Below are 20,439 nucleotides of genomic sequence, written 5' to 3'. Positions count from 1 at the left end.
GCCCCTCATACTGCGTGAGGGGCCTGACGTACACACTACAGGAATCACGGAGACGTTATGCGACAGTCTGATCCGTATCTCTCTTTTCGCGGCATCGGGAAAACCTTCCCCGGTGTGAACGCGCTGACCGATATCAGCTTCGACTGCTATGCCGGCCAGGTTCACGCCCTGATGGGGGAAAACGGTGCGGGAAAATCCACGCTGTTGAAAATCCTCAGCGGCAACTACTCGCCAACAACCGGCACGCTGGCGATCCGCGGCGAAGAGGTCTCTTTTGCCGATACCACGGCGGCGCTCAATGCCGGGGTGGCCATTATCTATCAGGAGCTGCACCTCATCCCTGAGATGACCGTGGCGGAAAACATCTATTTAGGACAGCTCCCGCACAAAGGCGGCGTGGTGAATCGTTCGCTACTTAATTATGAAGCGGGGCTGCAGCTAAAACACCTGGGGCTGGACGTCGATCCCCAGACGCCGCTGAAATATCTCTCCATCGGCCAGTGGCAGATGGTTGAAATTGCCAAGGCGCTGGCGCGTAACGCCAGAATAATTGCCTTCGATGAACCCACCAGTTCGCTCTCGAAGCGTGAAATCGAAAATCTGTTCCGCGTGATCCGCGAATTGCGTCAGGAAGGCCGGACGATTTTGTACGTTTCGCACCGCATGGAAGAGATATTTGCTCTCAGCGATGCCATCACCGTGTTTAAAGATGGACGCTACGTGCGCACCTTTACCGACATGGCGCAGGTGAACCATGACCAGCTTGTTCAGGCGATGGTCGGACGCGATCTGGGTGATATCTATCACTGGCAGCCTCGCCAGTACGGCCCTGAGCGTCTGCGCCTCGATAGCGTAAAAGCGCCGGGCGTCAGAACGCCGATTTCGTTATCCGTACGCAGCGGTGAAATCGTCGGCCTGTTTGGTCTGGTAGGCGCGGGGCGTAGCGAATTGATGAAAGGGCTGTTCGGCGGTACCCGTATTACCGATGGGCAGGTCTCCATTGACGGCGAGCGGGTAGACATTCAGAAACCGGCCCACGCGATCGGGGCGGGAATGATGCTCTGTCCGGAAGACCGGAAAGCAGAGGGCATTATTCCGGTGCACTCGGTACGCGACAACATCAATATTTCCGCCCGCCGTAAGTTTATTCGCGCAGGTTGCCTGATAAACGATAGCTGGGAGTCGAGCAATGCCGACCACCATATTCGTTCACTGAATATCAAAACGCCGGGTCCGGAACAGCTGATCATGAATCTGTCAGGCGGAAAGCAGCAGAAGGCCATTCTGGGCCGCTGGCTGTCGGAGGACATGAAGGTCATCTTGCTGGATGAGCCGACGCGCGGTATCGACGTGGGGGCAAAACACGAGATTTATAACGTGATCTATGAGCTGGCAAAACGCGGCGTGGCGGTGCTCTTCGCCTCGAGCGATCTGCCGGAGGTGCTGGGCGTGGCCGACCGCATTGTGGTGATGCGTGAAGGCGAAATTGCCGGCGAATTACTTCATGAACAGGCGAATGAACAACAGGCGTTGAACCTCGCCATGCCTAAAGTTAGCCAGGCCGTCGCCTGAGTAAGGAGTTAATGATGTCCTCTGTTACTACATCCGGAGTGCCGAAGTCGAAGTCGGCGTTGAGCGTTGGGCGTATCTGGGATCAGTACGGCATGCTGGTGGTGTTTGCCGCACTGTTCGTCGCCTGCGCGATCTTTGTCCCCAACTTTGCCACCTTCATTAATATGAAGGGGCTGGGTCTCGCCATCTCCATGTCCGGGATGGTGGCCTGCGGGATGCTGTTCTGTCTGGCCTCCGGCGATTTTGACCTGTCGGTGGCGTCGGTGATTGCCTGTGCAGGCGTTACGACGGCCGTGGTGATCAACATGACGGAGAGCCTGTGGATTGGCGTTTTTGCCGGTCTGTTACTCGGCGTCATCAGCGGTCTGGTGAACGGTTTTGTTATCGCGCGCCTGAAGATTAACGCCCTGATCACGACGCTTGCGACAATGCAAATTGTCCGCGGGCTGGCCTATATCATCTCCGACGGTAAAGCGGTGGGGATTGAAGACGAGCGTTTCTTTACGCTGGGTTACGCCAACTGGCTGGGTCTGCCTGCGCCTATCTGGCTGACCGTGGCCTGCCTGATCCTGTTCGGCTTCCTGCTTAACCGGACCACCTTTGGCCGTAATACGCTGGCGATTGGCGGTAACGAAGAGGCCGCCCGTCTGGCCGGGGTGCCGGTGGTGCGCACCAAGATTATTATCTTTGTGCTCTCGGGGCTCGTTTCTGCCGCGGCGGGGATTATTCTGGCGTCGCGTATGACCAGCGGCCAGCCAATGACCTCTATTGGTTATGAGCTGATCGTTATTTCGGCCTGCGTGTTAGGGGGCGTTTCCCTCAAGGGCGGCATCGGAAAAATCTCATATGTGGTGGCCGGTATCCTGATTTTGGGCACGGTAGAGAACGCCATGAACCTGCTGAATATTTCGCCGTTCTCGCAGTACGTGGTGCGTGGTCTGATCCTGCTGGCAGCGGTGATTTTCGACCGTTACAAGCAAAAAGCGAAGCGTACCGTGTAACCGTTTGGCACCTCTTTTATTGCTCAACTTATAACCATAGTTGACCCCTTCACCGCCCCGCCAGTAAAACTGGCGGGGCGGGTGTCCAAAGGCGGGCGACGTCACACCGTCTATACTTACATGGCTATGAAAGAGGTAAAGGCGTTTACCTCTCGTCAACCGTAAGGAGGAAAAGGGTGGCTGACTTGTTAACCGCACCGCCTGTACTGCCCGGACATTATGCTTTCTTTTTTGATCTCGACGGCACGCTCGCCGGGATAAAACCGCACCCCGATCAGGTGTCTATTCCGGAGGCGGTGTTACAGGATTTGCATCAGCTCTCGCTCATGAATGAGGGAGCACTGGCATTGATATCAGGGCGCTCAATGGCCGAGCTGGATCTGCTCGCCAGTCCATACCACTTTCCGCTGGCCGGTGTACACGGAGCGGAGCGCCGCGACATCCATGATCAAACGCATATCGTTTCACTCCCCGACGCACTTACGCAAACGCTCCAGAAGCGGCTCTCTGCTGCGCTGGCCGACCTGCCTGGCACCGAGCTGGAAGCCAAAGGCATGGCCTTTGCCCTGCATTATCGCCAGGCACCGCAGCACGGAGATGCCGTGCTCGCGCTTGCTCAGACGGTTGCGGATGCGCATCCACAGCTGGCGCTGCAGCCGGGCAAATGCGTGGTGGAGTTAAAGCCGAAGGGGATTAATAAAGGCGCTGCCATCGCCGCCTTTATGGCGGAGGCGCCATTTAAGGGCCGGACGCCTGTTTTCTTAGGGGATGACCTGACCGACGAGGCCGGGTTCCGTGTGGTTAATCAGGCCGGAGGGATCGCCGTTAAGGTAGGGCCTGGTGACACTGTCGCCGAATGGCGGCTGGCGGATGTCGCCAGCGTCTGGCAGTGGGTATCTGATATCGCTAACCAGCAACAACAACAAATAGCGCAAAACAAAGGGGGAAACCATTATGGGTCGCTTAGTCGTCGTCTCTAACCGAATCGCACCGCCTGATGATAAAAAAGCCAGTGCGGGTGGCCTGGCGGTAGGGGTGTTAGGTGCCTTGAAAGCCGCTGGCGGGCTGTGGTTTGGCTGGAGCGGAGAAATCAGTGAAGAAGAGAAACCGCTCACAAAAGTGACGCGCGGGAACATCACGTGGGCGTCGTTTGCACTGAAAGAGAAAGACTACGACGAGTATTACTCGCAGTTCTCGAATGCCGTCCTGTGGCCGGCGTTTCACTATCGTCTTGACCTGGTCAAATTCCAGCGTGAATCCTTCGAAGGCTACGCGCGCGTGAATGCGCTGCTGGCGGATAAACTGCTGCCATTGATAGAGGAAGACGATATTTTATGGATCCACGATTATCACCTGCTGCCGTTCGCCAGAGAGCTGCGAAAGAGGGGAGTGAATAACCGGATTGGCTTCTTCCTGCACATCCCGTTCCCGACGCCGGAAATTTTTACCGCGCTGCCGCCGCATGAAGAGCTGCTGGAAGCGCTGTGTGACTACGATTTGCTGGGCTTCCAGACGGAAAATGACCGCCTGGCATTCCTTGACTCCGTGTCAGGGAAAGCGCGTCTGGTGACCAAAGGCGGGAAAACCCATACGGCGTGGGGAAAAACGTTCCACACCGAAGTGTATCCAATAGGGATTGAACCTGACGAAATCGCGGAGCAGGCCTCCGGCCCGCTGCCGCCGAAGCTGGCGCAGCTTAAGAATGAACTCAAGCACGTGAAAAATATCTTCTCGGTCGAGCGTCTTGATTATTCTAAAGGGCTGCCGGAACGCTTCCTGGCGTATGAAACGCTGCTGGATAAATATCCGGAGCATCACGGTAAAATCCGTTATACCCAGATTGCGCCGACGTCGCGCGGTGAGGTTCAGGCCTATCAGGATATTCGCCATCAGCTGGAGACAGAAGCCGGGCGCATTAATGGCCGTTACGGGCAGCTGGGCTGGACGCCGCTGTTTTATCTGAATCAGCACTTCGACCGCAAGATCCTGATGAAGGTCTTCCGCTACGCGGACGTCGGCCTGGTGACGCCGCTGCGCGACGGGATGAACCTGGTCGCGAAAGAGTATGTGGCAGCGCAGGACCCCGCCGATCCGGGTGTTCTGGTGCTATCCCAGTTTGCCGGGGCCGCAAATGAGCTTACCTCGGCGCTGATTGTGAACCCTTACGATCGCGATGACGTGGCGAATGCCCTGAACCGCGCGCTGACCATGCCGCTCACGGAACGTATTTCCCGCCATGCTGAAATGATGGAGACGATCCGGAAGAACGATATTAACCACTGGCAGGCGCGTTTTATTCAGGATCTCCGCGATATCGCCCCACAAAGCCATGAAGGCGATTTACAAAAAAAGATCGCAACTTTCCCTAAACTTGCCTGATATTTCCCTGGGGGGTTAACGCCCCCCAAGCGGCACTAATAACACGTCAACCTGACTTGATGCGACAATGGATTTCGCCGCGCAGGCCGCGCGCGATAAAAAGCTGTGGTTATGATTCCCGCATATCACTAAATCAATATTCTGTTTACGACACATGTCGAGAATATGGGCATTAAGTTCTCCTGTCGCAATTACGGTTTCATAGACAGGATAGTGTGCCTTTTCGACCAGCTCGCGCAGAAATTGCTGCGTTTCCTCCTGAAGCACCTCACGAATATCCTCCAGCATGGGGGCAGCCAGCTGATTATACATCTCGGGTTCGGCCGCAAGCGTGATGAGGCTGATGCGGGCATTGTGGGGTCTGGCAATGGAAACTGCCCGGGCGACGAGTTGATGGCTTTCTGGGGAAACGGCAACAGAAACAAGTAGATGGGAGTAACTCATGGCGCACTCCTTGGGTGTCTGACTGACAGCGTTTGATCACCTTTACCGCGATTTTCCGGGTTCTGCAAGGGCTGATTACGACATTAGTGTGAAGCTTATCATAATTATTCATTAATTATTCTTATAAGAAGAATAACTGAAAAATGCGCCTAAATGAAAAAAATTAACAACTTAACGTAAATCACACAATTTTATGCCTTGACTGTTGAATCGTTTTGATGCGTTACAAAATCATTTCGAATGATCACGCCCTGAAACATCTTTTTTGGGCTGCCTGCATAACTCTATGTTTTTTCACAGTAAGAAAAATGTTTCCCGGAGGGGTGAATGATGTAAATGTTTCCGCGCGACGTCCACCCGAGGAAAAGCACGTTGCATGCCAGTTCTGATCCCCCTTCTGCATGAGTATTCGTCAATTAAGAATACAAAACAGTGTCGATTGGTTAATAATTGAACAAATTACAAGTCATACTGATGGATTTATGGGTCATATTCACTTAAATTGTGTGACGTAGATCACATTTTTTTTAAATTTGAGGATGGCTGGATTGTATGTGTCAAAACTGACGAGTAGAGTTTGCGTCGGATTAGGAAAAATCTTAGTTATTTGTAAGAAATGATAAAACATGTAAGAGACGCATTTGCGTTTCCTCTCTTACGCGTTTCGATGAATACAAACCTAAATTCAACTATGCATTTAGCCTTTTCTTTTTTATACCGGGTGATTTCCCGGCGACATCACGGGGTGCGGTCTTTCCGCATAAAAATAATAGTTGGTTATTCGGGATGGGAACAATGCATACATCCGAGTTGCTAAAACATATCTATGACATCAATTTGTCGTATTTACTGCTCGCGCAGCGTTTGATTAGTCAGGACAAGGCGTCCGCGATGTTTCGTCTGGGTATTAACGAAGAGATGGCAACCATGCTGGGTGGTTTAACCCTCCCGCAGATGGTTAAACTGGCTGAAACGAATCAACTGGTTTGCCAGTTCCGTTTCGATGACTCTCAGACTATAACGCGTCTGACGCAGGAGTCCCGTGTAGACGATCTTCAACAGATCCATACCGGTATTCTTCTCTCTACTCGCTTGCTTAACGAAATCAGCCAGCCTGATGACGTAGCCCGTAAGAAAAGGGCCTAGCAATGAGCGAGAAAAGCATTGTTCAGGAAGCGCGTGACATACAGTTGGCCATGGAGCTGATTACGCTGGGTGCTCGTTTACAAATGCTGGAAAGCGAGACGCAGTTGAGCCGTGGTCGTCTCATCAAACTGTACAAAGAGTTACGTGGTAGTCCCCCGCCGAAAGGCATGCTGCCGTTTTCTACCGACTGGTTTATGACGTGGGAGCAGAATATTCACGCTTCCATGTTCTGTAATGCCTGGCAGTATCTTCTCAAAACCGGTTTGTGTAGCGGCGTTGACGCCGTGATCAAAGCCTACAAACTTTACCTTGAACAATGCCCACAGCAGGAAGAAGGTCCTCTGCTGGCGCTGACCCGCGCATGGACGCTGGTGCGTTTTGTTGAGAGCGGAATGCTTGAGCTGTCGCGCTGCAACTGCTGCAACGGCAATTTTATTACCCATGCTCACCAACCTGCAGGCAGCTTCGCCTGTAGTTTATGTCAGCCTCCTTCCCGTGCAGTAAAAAGACGTAAACTTTCCCGGGATGCTGCCGATATTATTCCACAACTGCTGGATGAACAGATCGAACAAGCTGTTTAACCCGAACGTGTGGGAAAGATTCCAGCAGCGGTAAGCGATTACCGCTGCTTTTTTTTACCCCGCGAACGGTCAACGCTGCGAGCTGGACGTCCTTGCCATAGTCACTAGCGGAAGGATGATGTCGTGCTTATCTTATTAGGTTACCTGGTAGTTCTCGGTACAGTTTTCGGCGGTTACATGATGACCGGCGGGCACCTTGGAGCACTCTATCAACCGGCTGAACTTATTATCATCGGCGGCGCAGGGGTAGGGGCTTTTATCGTTGGCAACAACGGTAAATCGATCAAGGGCACGCTGAAGGCAATTCCGTTGCTGTTCCGTCGCTCAAAATACACCAAAAGCATGTATATGGATCTGCTGGCACTGCTCTATCGCCTGATGGCGAAGTCGCGTCAGCAGGGCATGTTCTCGCTTGAGCGGGATATTGAAAACCCGAAAGAGAGCGAAATTTTTGCCAGCTATCCGCGCATTCTTGCTGATGCCATGATGCTGGATTTCATCGTCGACTATCTGCGACTGATCATCAGCGGCAACATGAATACCTTCGAAATCGAAGCGCTGATGGATGAAGAGATTGAAACCCATGAAAGCGAATCGGAAGTGCCGGCCAACAGCCTGGCGCTGGTCGGCGACTCGCTTCCGGCATTTGGTATCGTTGCTGCGGTTATGGGGGTGGTTCACGCCCTCGCCTCAGCAGACCGTCCGGCAGCCGAGCTCGGCGCGCTGATTGCCCATGCGATGGTGGGCACCTTCCTCGGTATTTTGCTGGCGTACGGCTTTATCTCTCCGCTGGCCAGCGTGCTGCGCCAGAAGAGCGCGGAAACCACCAAAATGATGCAGTGCGTGAAGATCACGCTGCTCTCTAACCTCAACGGTTATGCGCCACCGATCGCGGTTGAGTTTGGCCGTAAAACGCTTTACTCCAGCGAGCGTCCGTCGTTTATCGAGCTTGAAGAACACGTGCGTGCGGTGAAAAACCCAAACCAACAGACGACAACTGAGGACGCATGAAAAACCAGTCCCATCCGATCGTCATCGTAAAAAAACGCAAGCACAAGGGCGGTGGGCATGGCGCGCACGGCTCGTGGAAAATCGCGTACGCCGATTTTATGACCGCAATGATGGCGTTCTTTCTGGTGATGTGGCTGATCTCCATCTCCAGCCCAAAAGAACTGATCCAGATTGCCGAATATTTCCGCACGCCGCTGGCAACGGCGGTGGCCGGCGGGCCGCGTATCTCTAACAGCGAAAGCCCGATCCCGGGCGGCGGCGATGATTACACCCAGCAGAAGGGTGAGGTGAAAAAAGAGCCGAACATCGACGAGCTGAAACGAAAGATGGAACAGGCGCGCCTGAAGAAACTGCGTGGCGATCTCGATCAGCTGATTGAAGCGGATCCGAAGCTGCGCGCGCTGCGACCGCATCTGAAGATTGACCTGGTGCAGGAAGGGCTGCGTATCCAGATTATCGACAGCCAGAACCGCCCGATGTTTAAAACCGGGAGTGCGGAAGTCGAACCGTACATGCGCGATATTCTGCGTGCCATTGCACCGGTGCTGAACGGCATTCCTAACCGAATCAGCCTGTCAGGCCACACGGATGATTTCCCCTACGCCAGTGGGGAGAAGGGATACAGCAACTGGGAACTTTCTGCCGACCGTGCCAACGCCTCGCGCCGCGAGCTGGTGGCAGGTGGGCTTGATGATGGCAAGGTACTGCGCGTAGTCGGCATGGCCGCAACCATGCGCGTTTCCGACCGCGGGCCGGATGATGCCATCAACCGTCGTATCAGTCTTTTAGTGCTGAACCAGCAGGCGGAGCAGGCCATCCTGCATGAAAACGCCGAAAGTCAGAATGAGTCACTGGACGATTTAAAACAGCCTGGGGCCGTTCCTTCGGCTGCCGTTCCAACATCGCCACCAGCCAATCCGAGGTGATAGCGTGAGCATGGATATTAGCGATTTTTACCAGACATTCTTTGATGAAGCCGACGAATTGTTGGCCGATATGGAGCAACACTTGCTCGATTTGGTGCCCGAAGCACCGGATTCCGAGCAGCTCAATGCCATCTTCCGTGCGGCGCATTCCATTAAAGGCGGAGCCGGAACGTTTGGATTTACCATCCTGCAGGAAACGACCCATTTAATGGAAAACCTGCTTGATGAAGCACGACGCGGTGAGATGCAGCTCAATACCGACATTATCAACCTGTTTTTGGAAACCAAAGATATTATGCAGGAACAGCTCGACGCCTATAAAAGTTCGGCAGAGCCTGATGCCGCCAGCTTTGAATACATCTGCAATGCGCTGCGCCAGCTCGCGCTGGAAGCCAAAGGTGAGGTTTCCGCAGCCGTGGTTCCTGCCGCAAAACTGAGCGTTGTGGATACGGTTGCCGCGCAGGCGTCTGCCCCTGCCGACGCACCGGCGGGCAAACTGCGCGTGGTACTGTCTCGCCTGAAAGAGAATGAAGTTAACCTGCTGGAAGAAGAGCTGGGTAACCTGGCGAAATTAAGCAACGTGGTTAAAGGCAAAGACAGCCTGGCCGCGACGCTTGATGACGGTATTGGCCAGGACGATATCGTGGCGGTGCTGTGCTTTGTGATTGAAGCCGATCAAATCGCCTTCGAAACCGAAACGGTCGCGGTTGACGTTCCTGCGGCTGTGGAAGAGGTGGCTGTTGTCGCTCAGGCTGCCGCACCGGCTGTGGCGCCTGCGGCTCCGGCGCTCAAGGCGGTGCCAAAAGAGGCTGCTGCACCGGGCCGTGGTGAAAAACCTGCCGCGCGCTCCAGCGAGTCAACCAGCATCCGTGTCGCCGTTGAGAAGGTTGATCAGCTGATTAACCTGGTGGGCGAACTGGTGATCACCCAGTCGATGCTGGCGCAACGTTCAAACGAACTCGACCCGGTCACCCACGGGGATTTGATTACCAGCATGGGCCAGCTGCAGCGTAACGCCCGCGATCTGCAGGAATCGGTCATGTCCATCCGTATGATGCCGATGGAATATGTCTTCAGCCGCTTCCCGCGTCTGGTTCGCGATCTCGCCAGCAAGCTGAACAAGCAGATTGAACTGACCCTGATGGGCAGCTCAACCGAACTGGATAAAAGCCTGATCGAGCGCATCATTGACCCGTTAACGCACCTGGTGCGTAACAGCCTCGACCACGGTATTGAACTGCCGGAAAACCGCATTGCCGCAGGGAAATCCCCGGTCGGGAATCTGATCCTGTCTGCGGAACATCAGGGCGGAAACATCTGCATTGAAGTGACCGATGACGGCGCCGGTCTGAACCGCGAGCGCATCCTGGCAAAAGCGATTTCGCAGGGAATGGCGGTCAATGAAAACATGACCGACGAAGAAGTGGGCATGCTGATCTTCGCACCGGGCTTCTCTACCGCAGAGCAGGTGACCGACGTCTCCGGGCGCGGCGTGGGCATGGACGTGGTGAAACGTAACATCCAGGAGATGGGCGGCCACGTTGAGATCCAGTCCAAACAGGGTTCCGGCACGACCATTCGCATCCTGCTGCCGCTGACGCTGGCGATCCTCGACGGCATGTCCGTCAAAGTGGCGGACGAAGTCTTTATCCTCCCGCTGAACGCCGTGATGGAATCCCTCCAGCCGCGTGAGGAAGATCTGCATCCGCTGGCGGGCGGCGAGCGCGTACTCGAGGTTCGCGGTGAGTACCTGCCGCTGGTGGAACTGTGGAAAGTGTTCGAAGTGGACGGGGCGAAGACCGAGGCCACGCAGGGTATCGTGGTGATCCTGCAAAGCGCGGGCCGCCGCTACGCATTGCTGGTCGATCAGCTGATTGGTCAGCACCAGGTGGTGGTGAAGAACCTCGAAAGCAACTACCGCAAAGTGCCGGGTATTTCTGCCGCCACCATTCTGGGTGATGGTAGCGTGGCGCTGATCGTCGACGTGTCGGCGCTTCAGGGATTAAATCGTGAACAACGTGTGGCGTACACAGCCGCCTGATTAAGTAGAAGGTAATAACATGACCGGTATGAGTAATGTAACGAAACTGGCGGGCGAGCCATCAGGACAGGAATTTCTGGTATTCACTTTAGGCGATGAAGAGTACGGCATCGATATCCTGAAAGTGCAGGAAATCCGTGGTTACGACCAGGTTACCCGCATCGCTAACACGCCTGCGTTTATTAAAGGTGTCACCAACCTGCGTGGCGTCATTGTGCCCATCGTGGATCTGCGCGTGAAGTTCAGCCAGGGCGACGTTGACTACAACGACAACACCGTGGTGATCGTCCTGAATCTGGGGCAGCGCGTGGTGGGGATCGTGGTGGATGGCGTGTCTGACGTGCTTTCCCTGACCTCTGATCAGATTCGTCCTGCGCCAGAGTTTGCGGTCACGCTGTCGACCGAATACCTGACCGGTCTGGGCGCGCTCGGCGAGCGTATGCTGATTCTGGTGAACATTGAGAAGCTGCTGAACAGCGATGAGATGGCGCTGTTGGATATCGCCGCGAGTCACGTAGCCTAAAACAAAGCCGGGTGGCGCTGACGCTTACCCGGCCTACGTGTTCGAGCCATTTGTAGGCCGGGTAAGGCAAAGCCGCCACCCGGCTTTTTCATGCCATTACGCTTCCTGCTTTACCAGTTCAGCTTCAGCTTCCGCGTCCCGCGCGCCTTCATTCTGCGACAGCATGGCGGTCGCAATACCATTACCCAGAACGTTAATTGCGGAACGGCCCATATCCAGGAAGTGGTCGATCCCCATCAGCAGCAGAATACCGGCGACCGGAATGTTAAAGCTTGGGATCGTCGCGGCCAGCACCACCAGCGAGGAGCGCGGTACGCCCGCAATCCCTTTTGAGGCCAGCATCAGGGTCAGCATCAGCACCGTCACCTCAGAGAAGCTCAGATGAATGTTGTACGCCTGCGCGATAAACATCGAGGCGAATGAGCAGTACACCATCGACCCCACCAGGTTGAAGGAGTAGCCAATCGGCAGTACGAAAGAGGCGATGTTGCGCGAGCAGCCAAAACGCTCCAGCTGCTCCAGCGTTTTAGGGTAGGCCGCTTCAGAACTGCTGGTGGTAAACGCCACCAGAACCGGATCTTTCAGCATGCTGACCAGGCGGAACACCTCTTTTTTCAGCACCATGTAACCCACGGCCAGCAGCACCATGCAGGTGAGAAGAATGGCAACATAGTAGCCGCCAATAAAGGAGGCATAGTTCAACAGAATGCCCAGGCCCTGCGTGGCGATGACGGAGGAGATTGCCGCGAAAATGGCCAGCGGCGCAACGTACATTACGTAGCCTGTGACCTTCAGCATAATATGAGAAACCACGTCCAGCGCGGCCACCAGCGGGGCGTTGAATTTCTGCCCCAGCGACGCGCCGCCAATGCCGAAGAACATTGAGAACACCACAATCTGCAGGATCTCATTGTTCGACATCGCCCCCGCGATGCTGGTCGGAATGGTGTGAGACAGGAACGCTTTCAGCGTCATGCCCCCAACGGCCAGACCGGTATCCACCGCCTCGGTCGGGACGGTCAGGTTCAGTCCGCTGCCCGGATGCTCCAGCGTGACGATAAACAGGCCGACCAGAATTGAGAGCACGGATGAGCTGATAAACCATACCATCGCTTTGCCGCCCACGCGGCCAATGGTGGAGGTTTCGCCCAGCTTCATAATGCCGACGGTGAGCGTACTGAAGACCAGCGGCGCAATGACCATTTTGATCAGTCGCAGGAAAATATCGGTCAGAAGGGTAATATTATCCGACCAGGCTTTGATGGCATCCGCAGATGCATATTCATGAATTGCTGCCCCTGAAAGAATACCCGCCAGCATGAATATCACGATGAAGAGTGTGAGTTTGTTTGCACTTGCCACGAAAAAAGACCCTCTATGCGCTTCAGATGTAGCCCGCACCGATACATATAAATTTTTTATTACGACGCGGGAAATTATTCGGCACATAAATTGACGCAAAGCGTAGGGGGATACAACTCCTTTTTAAGTTTTATTAATTTTGTTGTTATTGCTCTGACGATATATTGTGATCTGCATCACACTTTAATGGATATATTCTCTCCTGATAGTATGAAAATGCTGAAAAAAATAATTTAACTCTCTGTTATTTAAGGCAATAAGAAGTCAATAAGACAAAGTGCTTATGCGTTATGGGGCAGGTGGTCGAAGCGATATCCGTAAACTAAATTCTCAATAACCCCCCTCAGAGGAACATTAAGCGGGGCTAACATCTTGAACGACAAAAATAAAACGTGGCAAGGGAACGGAGACGTCTTCTGGAGGGTGGTAAATGAAAAGAAAACTCCTTTTGATCTGCGCAGGCACCTTACTGACTGCGACAACGGTCCATCAGGCGCTGGCCGTCACCAGTAGCGGCACCATCGGCGCGACGCTGACGCTCACGAACGGTTGTCTGATAAACGGATCGCCCACGCAAAACGGCATTAACTTCGGGACACTGGATTTCGGCACCCATCCCGCAACGTTTTCCACTCTGACCACGCAGCTCACCGGCGCCAGCGGCGGAAACACCTTCACTATTCAATGTACGACCGCCAGCTATACGGTGGCGATCACCGGCAACACCAACTCCACCGCACCCGGCACCGTTGTCGGCACCCCGGGAACCCCTGCGCGCTATCTGGTTAACACCGCCAACGCGGCACAGGGCGTGGCATACAGCCTGTACAGCGACAGCGGGTTTAACAGCGTGATTGCCAATAACACCGCGCTGCCGATCGCCTCTACGGCCGGAGGGGTGGACAGTTACACCCTCTACGGACGTATTACCGGCGGCGGTAACAGCGTGACGGTCGTCCCGGGCACCTACACCGACACGATTAACGTCAGCGTCACCTATTAGTCCTGAACCGCCATGAAGGCAACTCTTACTGGTCTGCGCATATGCGCAGAGGGACACGTGCAGCCTTTTTTCGCGCTGATCGTCGGATTGCTGATGGCGCCCGCGGCGGAGGCGGTGACGTCACAGTCCTTTAAAGTCAGCGCGACCATCGTCCCGGGATGTGTGGTGACGACCGGCAGCGGAGGGCTTCTCGGGACGCTGGATTTTGGCACCCATAACGGCGTCGAGAGCGCACCGGTCAGCACCAGTTTTTTGCCAAACGGGGCCTTATCTATCGCCTGCACGCCAGGCGTGGCGCTGAGCATGAGCATTAATGGCGGCCAGAATTATTCAACCGTTCGCCGCATGAAGCGCTCGAACGGCGCCGACGTGGTGGGATACCGGCTTTACAGCAGCAGCTCGCTGGCCGCGAACAGCGAAATTGGCGTCAACCAGGCGATACCGGTGACCTATAGCAACAGCAATAACATCGCGCTGCCGCTTTTTGGCGTGGCGCTACTGACCGGATTTAGCCCGGCAGGAACGTATTCCGATCAGCTCACCGTGACCTTGTCATGGTAATAAAGGGAGAGTGTTGATGAAGCCAGTTTTCAGACCTGTTTGTCTGGCGGGCGCGTTGGGAATGGCTGTGGCAATCGGTCAGGCGCAGGCGGCAGCCACCATTCTGCTCTGGCCGATCGACCCGTGGCTTGCGGCAGACGCCAACGCCACGGAGCTGTGGATCCAGAACCAGGGAAACAGCGCCACCACGATGCAGGTGCGTATTGTGCGCTGGAAGCAGGAGGACGGACACGAACGCTACACCGCGCAGCAGGATGTGGTCGCCAGCCCGCCCATCGTCACCATTGGCACAGGCAGCAAGCAGCTTATCCGTCTTATTAAGCAGGCCCCCGTTCCCGCAGGCGTCGAACAAGCCTACCGCATTATCGTGGATGAAATTCCTCAGCCTGATGCTAAAGCCGAACCCGCCATCGGCCTCAAGTTGCAGATGCGTTACTCCATTCCGCTGTTTGTGTATGGCCAGGGGATCCCGACAATAAAAGAGGGGGCGCATCACGCGCTGGTGGAGACCCGGAACCTGAGCTGGCGGGTGACGCGAGCGGATGGGCAGCCGGTACTGGAGGTCCGGAATCGGGGGGATGTCCATGTCAGGCTGAGCCAGGTGGCGCTGGAGCAGGGAGGGCAGAAACGCACGGTCGCGGAGGGATTGCTGGGTTACGTACTTCCCGGCAGCACCCGCAGCTGGCCGGTACCCGCAGGCGTTCGTCAGCCAGAGCGGATGAGCGCGCAGATTAATGCCAGGGACGCACAATGGCAGTCGACGCCCGTCAACTGAAGCCGGCGATGATGATACTGCTTTGCGTCAGTTACGCGACCTGGGCTGAGCCCGGCGATGACAGCCTTCCGCCGCCGCCCCAGGCACAGGCGATACATGATGAAGCGGTCTTCCAGCTTGCCCTCGTGCTCAACCACTACGATACCGGTCTGGTCGTGCCCGTGACGCAGCGCAAAGGCGCTTTCTTTATCTCCAGCGCTGACCTGCTGCGCGCGGGGCTGCCCCCGGAACATGTTCCTGCCGGAGAGGTGAATCTCTCATCGCTTTCTCAGGTTCGGGTGGAGTACGACAGCGCCGGGCAACGTCTGCTGCTGACCGTTCCCCGGGACTGGGTCGCATCCCGCGTGACGCCGTTCGGCGCGCAAACGGCGCAGGCCAAACCGCACTTCGGGCGCGGCGCGCTGCTCAATTACGATCTCTACACCAACCACACGGAGCATATCGGCGGACAGGCGTCCCTCTGGCATGAATTCCGCTATTTCAATGAGAACGGCTCGTTTTCCTCCACCGGCTATGCCCGGGAAAATTTCACCGGTAACGACGGTCAGCAGGAGGGGTATGTCCGCTATGACACGACCCTGCTGTTCACTAACGAGGATGACGCAATGAGCTGGAGCGTCGGGGACGTGATCAGCGATGCCCTGAGCTGGAGCTCCAGCGTGCGGATGGGAGGGATCAGCGTCGGGCGAGATTTCTCCCTGCGCCCTGACCTGGTGACGTGGCCGCTGCCCGAATTCGCGGGGGAAGCGGCGGTACCCACCTCGGTGGATCTCTTTATCAACGGCTATCGGTCCGGCTCAACCCAGCTTCAGCCGGGCCCCTTCACCCTGACCAATCTGCCCTATATCAACGGCGCCGGGGATGCGGTACTGGTCACGACGGATGCATTAGGGCGCCAGGTCAGCACCACGCTGCCGTTTTACGTCTCCAGCGACCTGCTCAAAAAAGGGCTGAGCGACGGCGCCGTGACGCTGGGCAGCCTGCGGCGTAATTACGGTATCAAGAATTTTGACTACGGCCCGGCGGCAGGCAGCGGTTCGTATCGCTACGGGATGACGGACTGGCTGACGCTGGAAGGGCATGCCGAAGGGGCGCAGGAACTGGCGCTGGGCGGGGCTGGGACGGTGATTAAACTCGGCCAGTTTGGCGTGGTGAATACCTCTTACTCGCAAAGCCGCATGCGCGGGGAGGCGGGCGGGCAAATCAACTGGGGTTACCAGTACAGCACCAGCGAGTTCAGCGTGGCCACCCAGCACACGCGTCGGGATCGCGGCTTTGGCAATCTGGCCCTGTACGACCAGCCTATGGTGTATGACGATAACGATAAACCCATCGCCAGCTTCAGCCGCAATACGGACCAGTATTCTCTGACCTTCAACCTGGGACAGTACGGCAACATCGGCGCAGCCTGGATTGGCGTGGAGAGTTTTGACAGTCAAAAAACCGAGCTGCTTAATCTCTCATGGAGCCGTAATTTGTGGGGCGCGAGCAGTATTTACCTCGCCGGGAGCCGGGACCAGCAGCGGGGAGACTGGACGGTCGCGCTGTCGCTGCAGGTGCCGCTGGGGGCACGCGACAGCGCCGCGTTCACCGTCGAAAACACCCCGGATGCGGGCAACACCCAGCGCATTAACTACAACCATTCCATGCCGTCTGACGGCGGCTTTAGCTGGAACATGGCCTGGGCCAACCAGTCAAAATCCAGTGACTATCAGCAGGGCACGCTGGGCTGGCGTAATAACAATATTGAACTGCAGGGCGGCGGCTACGGCGAAAGGGACATGATGACCTGGTGGGGCGAGGCGATGGGCGCGATTGTTCTGATGGACGGCGAGCTGTTCGCGGCGAATAAGATCAACGATGCGTTTGTGGTCATCAGTACCGACGGTCATCCGGACGTGCCCGTCAGCTATGAGAACCAGCCCGTTGGCAAAACGAATAACAACGGTTACCTGCTGGTCAGCGGGGTGTCGGCGTATTACCCGGCAAGCTACCGCATTGATACCCTGAACCTGCCGGCGGACACCCGGCTGAAAGAGACCGAGCGGCGAATTGCGATTCGGCGTCACAGCGGCTATCTGGTCGATTTCCCGATGGAGCAGGAGAGGGTGGCAAGCGTCATCCTCCACGATGCGCGCGGCCAGGCGCTGCCGGTGGGAAGCCAGGTCCGGCGTGCCTCGCGCAGCAATGCGGTGGTGGGGTATGACGGTATTGCCTGGCTGGAAAACCTTAGCGATGTGAATCCGCTGGAGGTGATCGCGCCTGACGGAAAACGCTGCAAGGTCACCCTGACCGTGGGAGCCAACCCGGAGCACAAGCTGCAAACCTACGGTCCGCTGGTGTGTCGGGAGGCGCCATGACGCGCCTGCTGCTGTTGATGCTGTTGCTGTTCTTCGGCGGCGGCTGGGCGGCGTGTACCGTCAGTACGGTTAATGCGTCGTTTGGCAGCGTCACCTCGTTCGCGCTCAGCGGAACCGGGGAGGTTGAAACCACCGGCAGGCTTGTTGTGGCGTGTGATACCGTGCTCAACGTTCTGACCAACGATTCGGTGACCCTGAGCTACACCGCGGCGTCAGTCTCGGGCAACAGTCGCGCGACCATGAAACGTACGGATAATGCCGCCATTACGGACGTAATCCCCACCCGGCTGTGCGGATTATCGGCTTGTGCGAGCAGCAGCGAGGTGCAGATAAGTAAAACGTATACCTGGAGCGGGAATACCTTGCTGGGGCTGCTGGGGACAAGGCAGTATAACATTCCGCTCTATTTTCGCACCGTCGCTGGACAAAACGTCACTGCCGGTCCCTACCAGGTGCAGTTGACCTTCAGCATCAGCTACAGCGTCTGTGCCTTCGGTGTTGGAAGCCTTTGTACGAATGCCCAGACGGGAACCTCAACAACCACCATCCTGTTGGATATGACCGTCACCAACGACTGCAGCGCCATGACCACGCCGGACGTCAACTTCAACAGCGCGCCGCTGGTACAAAGTTTCCCCACCGTCTCACAGGCGATAGCCGTCACCTGTACCAAAGGCAGTACGTATACCATCGGCATTAACAACGGTGCTAACGCGCTGAATAACGTGCGCCGGATGGTAAGCGGCAGTAACTACCTCAGTTATGACATCTATAAAGAAGCCACGGGTAACCGCTGGGGCGGCAGCGGCAGCGAACGCTGGACCAGCGCGACGTCGTCGCAGGTCAGTGCCGACGGTTTACTGCGTACCTACAACTACACCGCGAAAGTGCTGACTAATCAGGCCACGCCACCCGCCGGAACCTACACCGATACGCTGATTGTCGACGTGGCTTTCTAACCCCGCGCTTTTCCCTTTCTCAAATGTAAAGTTCCTGTTGGCTGTGCCGATAACACCGTTAATAAATCTACGAGAAGGTGTTGTATGTTGAACCGTATCCGCGTTGTCACAATGCTTATGATGGTGCTGGTCATTTTCGCACTACTTCAGCTTATCTCCGGCGGGCTTTTTTTCTCGTCATTAAAACAAAACCAGGACAGCTTCGCGGCCTCGAACGATCTCCGCCTGCAGCAGAGTGAACTCACCTCAACGTGGGATCTGATGCTGCAAACGCGTATCAACCTGAGCCGCTCGTCCGCGCGCATGATGATGGATCCCAATAATCAGCAGAGCAGCGCGAAAACCGATCTGCTGAAAAATGCCCGGGCGACACTTGCGGATGCCGCAAAGCATTACGAGGCCTTTAAGAAAATCACCCCGCAGCCTGCGATGGAGCAGGTGAGCCAGAATATCGACGAAAAATACAACGCCTATCATGCCGGTCTGGCAGAGCTGATTCAGTTCCTGGAGAGCGGCAACATGGACGCCTATTTCGCGCAGCCGACGCAGGGGATGCAAAACGCCCTCGGCGCGGCGCTGGGGGAATATGCAAAGGTCAGTGGCGATCTGTATCACTCCGCGTTTGCTGAAAGCCAGAATGACTACCGCTTTGCGAAATGGCAGATGGCGGTGCTGGCGCTGGCGCTGGTCATTGTGCTGATCGCGGTCTGGTACGGCATTCGCCATATCCTGCTGAACCCTCTCGGTCGCGTCATCGCCCATATTCGTGACATTGCCGGCGGTGACCTGACCAAAACGCTGACCGTGTCCGGGCGCAATGAGATCACCGAGCTGGCAACCAGCGTTGACCATATGCAGCGTTCGCTTATCGATACCGTCGCCAACGTGCGTAGCGGCACGGATGCCATCTATACCGGCACCAGCGAAATTGCGATGGGCAATAACGACCTCTCTTCGCGCACTGAACAGCAGGCGTCCGCCCTGGAAGAGACGGCGGCCAGCATGGAGCAGCTCACCGCGACCGTGAAGCAGAACGCCGATAACGCTCGCCAGGCGTCTCAGCTGGCGGAAAGCGCCTCCGAGACGGCGCAGCGCGGCGGCCGCGTGGTGGATGGCGTAGTGAAAACCATGCACGACATCGCCGAGAGCTCGAAGAAAATCGCCGACATCATCAGCGTTATCGACGGCATTGCCTTCCAGACCAACATTCTGGCGCTGAACGCCGCCGTGGAAGCGGCGCGCGCGGGCGAACAGGGACGCGGGTTTGCCGTGGTGGCCGGGGAAGTGCGCAACCTGGCCAGCCGCAGCGCCAACGCGGCAAAAGAGATCAAATCGCTGATTGAAGATTCCGTCTCCCGCGTCGATACCGGCTCCGTGCTGGTGGAAAGCGCCGGGGAGACCATGAATGACATCGTGAATGCCGTCACCCGCGTGACGGACATCATGGGTGAAATCGCCTCTGCGTCTGATGAGCAGAGTCGTGGTATCGACCAGGTTGCCCTGGCGGTATCGGAAATGGATCGCGTGACACAGCAAAACGCCGCCCTGGTGCAGGAGTCCGCTGCGGCGGCCGCTGCGCTGGAAGACCAGGCGAGCCGTCTGAAGATGGCCGTCTCGGCGTTTCGTCTCGCTTCACTCGCTGGAAACACGGTCACCCCGCAGGCGACGTACCGTGCGCCAGCCGCTGAACCGGCTGCCAACCGTACGCGTACCGCGACGACCGGACAAGATGAAAACTGGGAAACATTTTGACTGACAATTAAACCGCGGCTGCTTGCCGCTTGATGGGAGCGTG

General features: G+C 56.2%; 18 protein-coding genes. 16 read left to right on the top strand and 2 right to left on the bottom strand.

Going from position 1 to position 20,439, the window contains the following annotated elements; all coding sequences use genetic code 11:
* The first annotated feature begins 57 nt into the window (after window positions 1-57).
* The 4 genes from araG (at window position 58) to otsA (ending at window position 4,952) form a co-directional block, all read left to right on the top strand.
* The gene (araG, locus tag ACHH0Z_RS08375; protein ID WP_395149511.1) at window positions 58-1,572 is read left to right on the top strand and encodes an L-arabinose ABC transporter ATP-binding protein AraG; all 1,515 of its coding nucleotides are present in this window, start codon (window positions 58-60) and stop codon (window positions 1,570-1,572) included.
* An 11-nt stretch (window positions 1,573-1,583) separates the two neighbouring features.
* Window positions 1,584-2,573: an L-arabinose ABC transporter permease AraH gene (araH, locus tag ACHH0Z_RS08370; RefSeq protein WP_171843394.1), complete on the top strand. Its 990-nt coding sequence runs from the start codon at window positions 1,584-1,586 to the stop codon at window positions 2,571-2,573.
* Between the two features lie 176 nt (window positions 2,574-2,749).
* Window positions 2,750-3,553, top strand: coding sequence for a trehalose-phosphatase (gene otsB, locus ACHH0Z_RS08365; RefSeq protein WP_032652519.1), 804 nt, complete (start codon window positions 2,750-2,752; stop codon window positions 3,551-3,553).
* Window positions 3,528-4,952: an alpha,alpha-trehalose-phosphate synthase gene (gene otsA / locus ACHH0Z_RS08360; protein ID WP_008500413.1), complete on the top strand. Its 1,425-nt coding sequence runs from the start codon at window positions 3,528-3,530 to the stop codon at window positions 4,950-4,952. The genes otsB and otsA overlap by 26 nt, the downstream gene beginning before the upstream one ends.
* A 15-nt stretch (window positions 4,953-4,967) precedes the next feature.
* On the opposite strand, the gene uspC is transcribed toward otsA, so the two are convergent.
* Window positions 4,968-5,396 carry a universal stress protein UspC gene (gene uspC / locus ACHH0Z_RS08355; protein WP_008500414.1) on the bottom strand — a complete coding sequence of 143 codons (429 nt, stop codon included), beginning with the start codon at window positions 5,394-5,396 and terminating at the stop codon, window positions 4,968-4,970.
* Between the two features lie 795 nt (window positions 5,397-6,191).
* On the opposite strand from uspC, the gene flhD reads away from it, so the two are divergent.
* The 6 genes from flhD to cheW all read left to right on the top strand — a co-directional run bounded on the left by flhD (window position 6,192) and on the right by cheW (window position 11,624).
* On the top strand, window positions 6,192-6,542 hold the full coding sequence (gene flhD, locus ACHH0Z_RS08350; RefSeq protein ID WP_008500415.1) for a flagellar transcriptional regulator FlhD: 351 nt from the start codon (window positions 6,192-6,194) through the stop codon (window positions 6,540-6,542).
* A 2-nt stretch (window positions 6,543-6,544) separates the two neighbouring features.
* Window positions 6,545-7,123: a flagellar transcriptional regulator FlhC gene (gene flhC / locus ACHH0Z_RS08345; protein ID WP_008500416.1), complete on the top strand. Its 579-nt coding sequence runs from the start codon at window positions 6,545-6,547 to the stop codon at window positions 7,121-7,123.
* Between the two features lie 123 nt (window positions 7,124-7,246).
* Window positions 7,247-8,134 carry a flagellar motor stator protein MotA gene (gene motA, locus ACHH0Z_RS08340; RefSeq protein WP_008500417.1) on the top strand — a complete coding sequence of 296 codons (888 nt, stop codon included), beginning with the start codon at window positions 7,247-7,249 and terminating at the stop codon, window positions 8,132-8,134.
* A complete protein-coding gene (gene motB, locus ACHH0Z_RS08335; RefSeq protein ID WP_008500418.1) occupies window positions 8,131-9,060 on the top strand; it encodes a flagellar motor protein MotB in 930 nt (309 codons plus the stop codon). Before motA ends, motB begins: the two co-directional genes overlap by 4 nt.
* A gap of 4 nt (window positions 9,061-9,064) precedes the next feature.
* Complete coding sequence (cheA, locus tag ACHH0Z_RS08330) at window positions 9,065-11,101, top strand: chemotaxis protein CheA (RefSeq protein ID WP_045410506.1); 2,037 nt, start codon at window positions 9,065-9,067, stop codon at window positions 11,099-11,101.
* Window positions 11,102-11,120: 19 nt separating this feature from the next.
* Window positions 11,121-11,624: a chemotaxis protein CheW gene (gene cheW / locus ACHH0Z_RS08325; protein ID WP_008500420.1), complete on the top strand. Its 504-nt coding sequence runs from the start codon at window positions 11,121-11,123 to the stop codon at window positions 11,622-11,624.
* Between the two features lie 96 nt (window positions 11,625-11,720).
* Here the strand turns inward: cheW and ACHH0Z_RS08320 are convergent, their stop codons facing one another.
* Window positions 11,721-12,986, bottom strand: a complete 1,266-nt coding sequence (locus ACHH0Z_RS08320; RefSeq protein WP_008500421.1) for a dicarboxylate/amino acid:cation symporter — start codon at window positions 12,984-12,986, stop codon at window positions 11,721-11,723.
* 430 nt (window positions 12,987-13,416) lie between these two features.
* On the opposite strand from ACHH0Z_RS08320, the gene ACHH0Z_RS08315 reads away from it, so the two are divergent.
* The 6 genes from ACHH0Z_RS08315 (at window position 13,417) to tar (ending at window position 20,396) form a co-directional block, all read left to right on the top strand.
* Complete coding sequence (locus tag ACHH0Z_RS08315) at window positions 13,417-13,989, top strand: spore coat protein U domain-containing protein (RefSeq protein ID WP_008500422.1); 573 nt, start codon at window positions 13,417-13,419, stop codon at window positions 13,987-13,989.
* Window positions 13,990-14,001: 12 nt separating this feature from the next.
* Window positions 14,002-14,550 (top strand): spore coat U domain-containing protein, encoded by a 549-nt coding sequence (locus ACHH0Z_RS08310; RefSeq protein WP_045410505.1) that lies wholly within the window; start codon window positions 14,002-14,004, stop codon window positions 14,548-14,550.
* A 16-nt stretch (window positions 14,551-14,566) separates the two neighbouring features.
* Entirely contained in the window at window positions 14,567-15,325 is a 759-nt protein-coding gene (locus ACHH0Z_RS08305) for a molecular chaperone (RefSeq protein ID WP_045410504.1), read from the top strand.
* Window positions 15,301-17,685, top strand: coding sequence for a fimbria/pilus outer membrane usher protein (locus ACHH0Z_RS08300; RefSeq protein ID WP_045410503.1), 2,385 nt, complete (start codon window positions 15,301-15,303; stop codon window positions 17,683-17,685). Before ACHH0Z_RS08305 ends, ACHH0Z_RS08300 begins: the two co-directional genes overlap by 25 nt.
* Complete coding sequence (locus tag ACHH0Z_RS08295; RefSeq protein ID WP_045410502.1) at window positions 17,682-18,644, top strand: spore coat U domain-containing protein; 963 nt, start codon at window positions 17,682-17,684, stop codon at window positions 18,642-18,644. Before ACHH0Z_RS08300 ends, ACHH0Z_RS08295 begins: the two co-directional genes overlap by 4 nt.
* 84 nt (window positions 18,645-18,728) lie before the next feature.
* Window positions 18,729-20,396: a methyl-accepting chemotaxis protein II gene (tar, locus tag ACHH0Z_RS08290; protein WP_023344435.1), complete on the top strand. Its 1,668-nt coding sequence runs from the start codon at window positions 18,729-18,731 to the stop codon at window positions 20,394-20,396.
* Window positions 20,397-20,439: the final 43 nt, after the last annotated feature.

The organism is Enterobacter cloacae complex sp. 2024EL-00227 (assembly GCF_043945315.1).
In the GTDB taxonomy this organism is placed as follows: Bacteria; Pseudomonadota; Gammaproteobacteria; order Enterobacterales; family Enterobacteriaceae; genus Enterobacter; species Enterobacter roggenkampii.
This window is presented reverse-complemented; position numbering and strand designations above follow the sequence as displayed.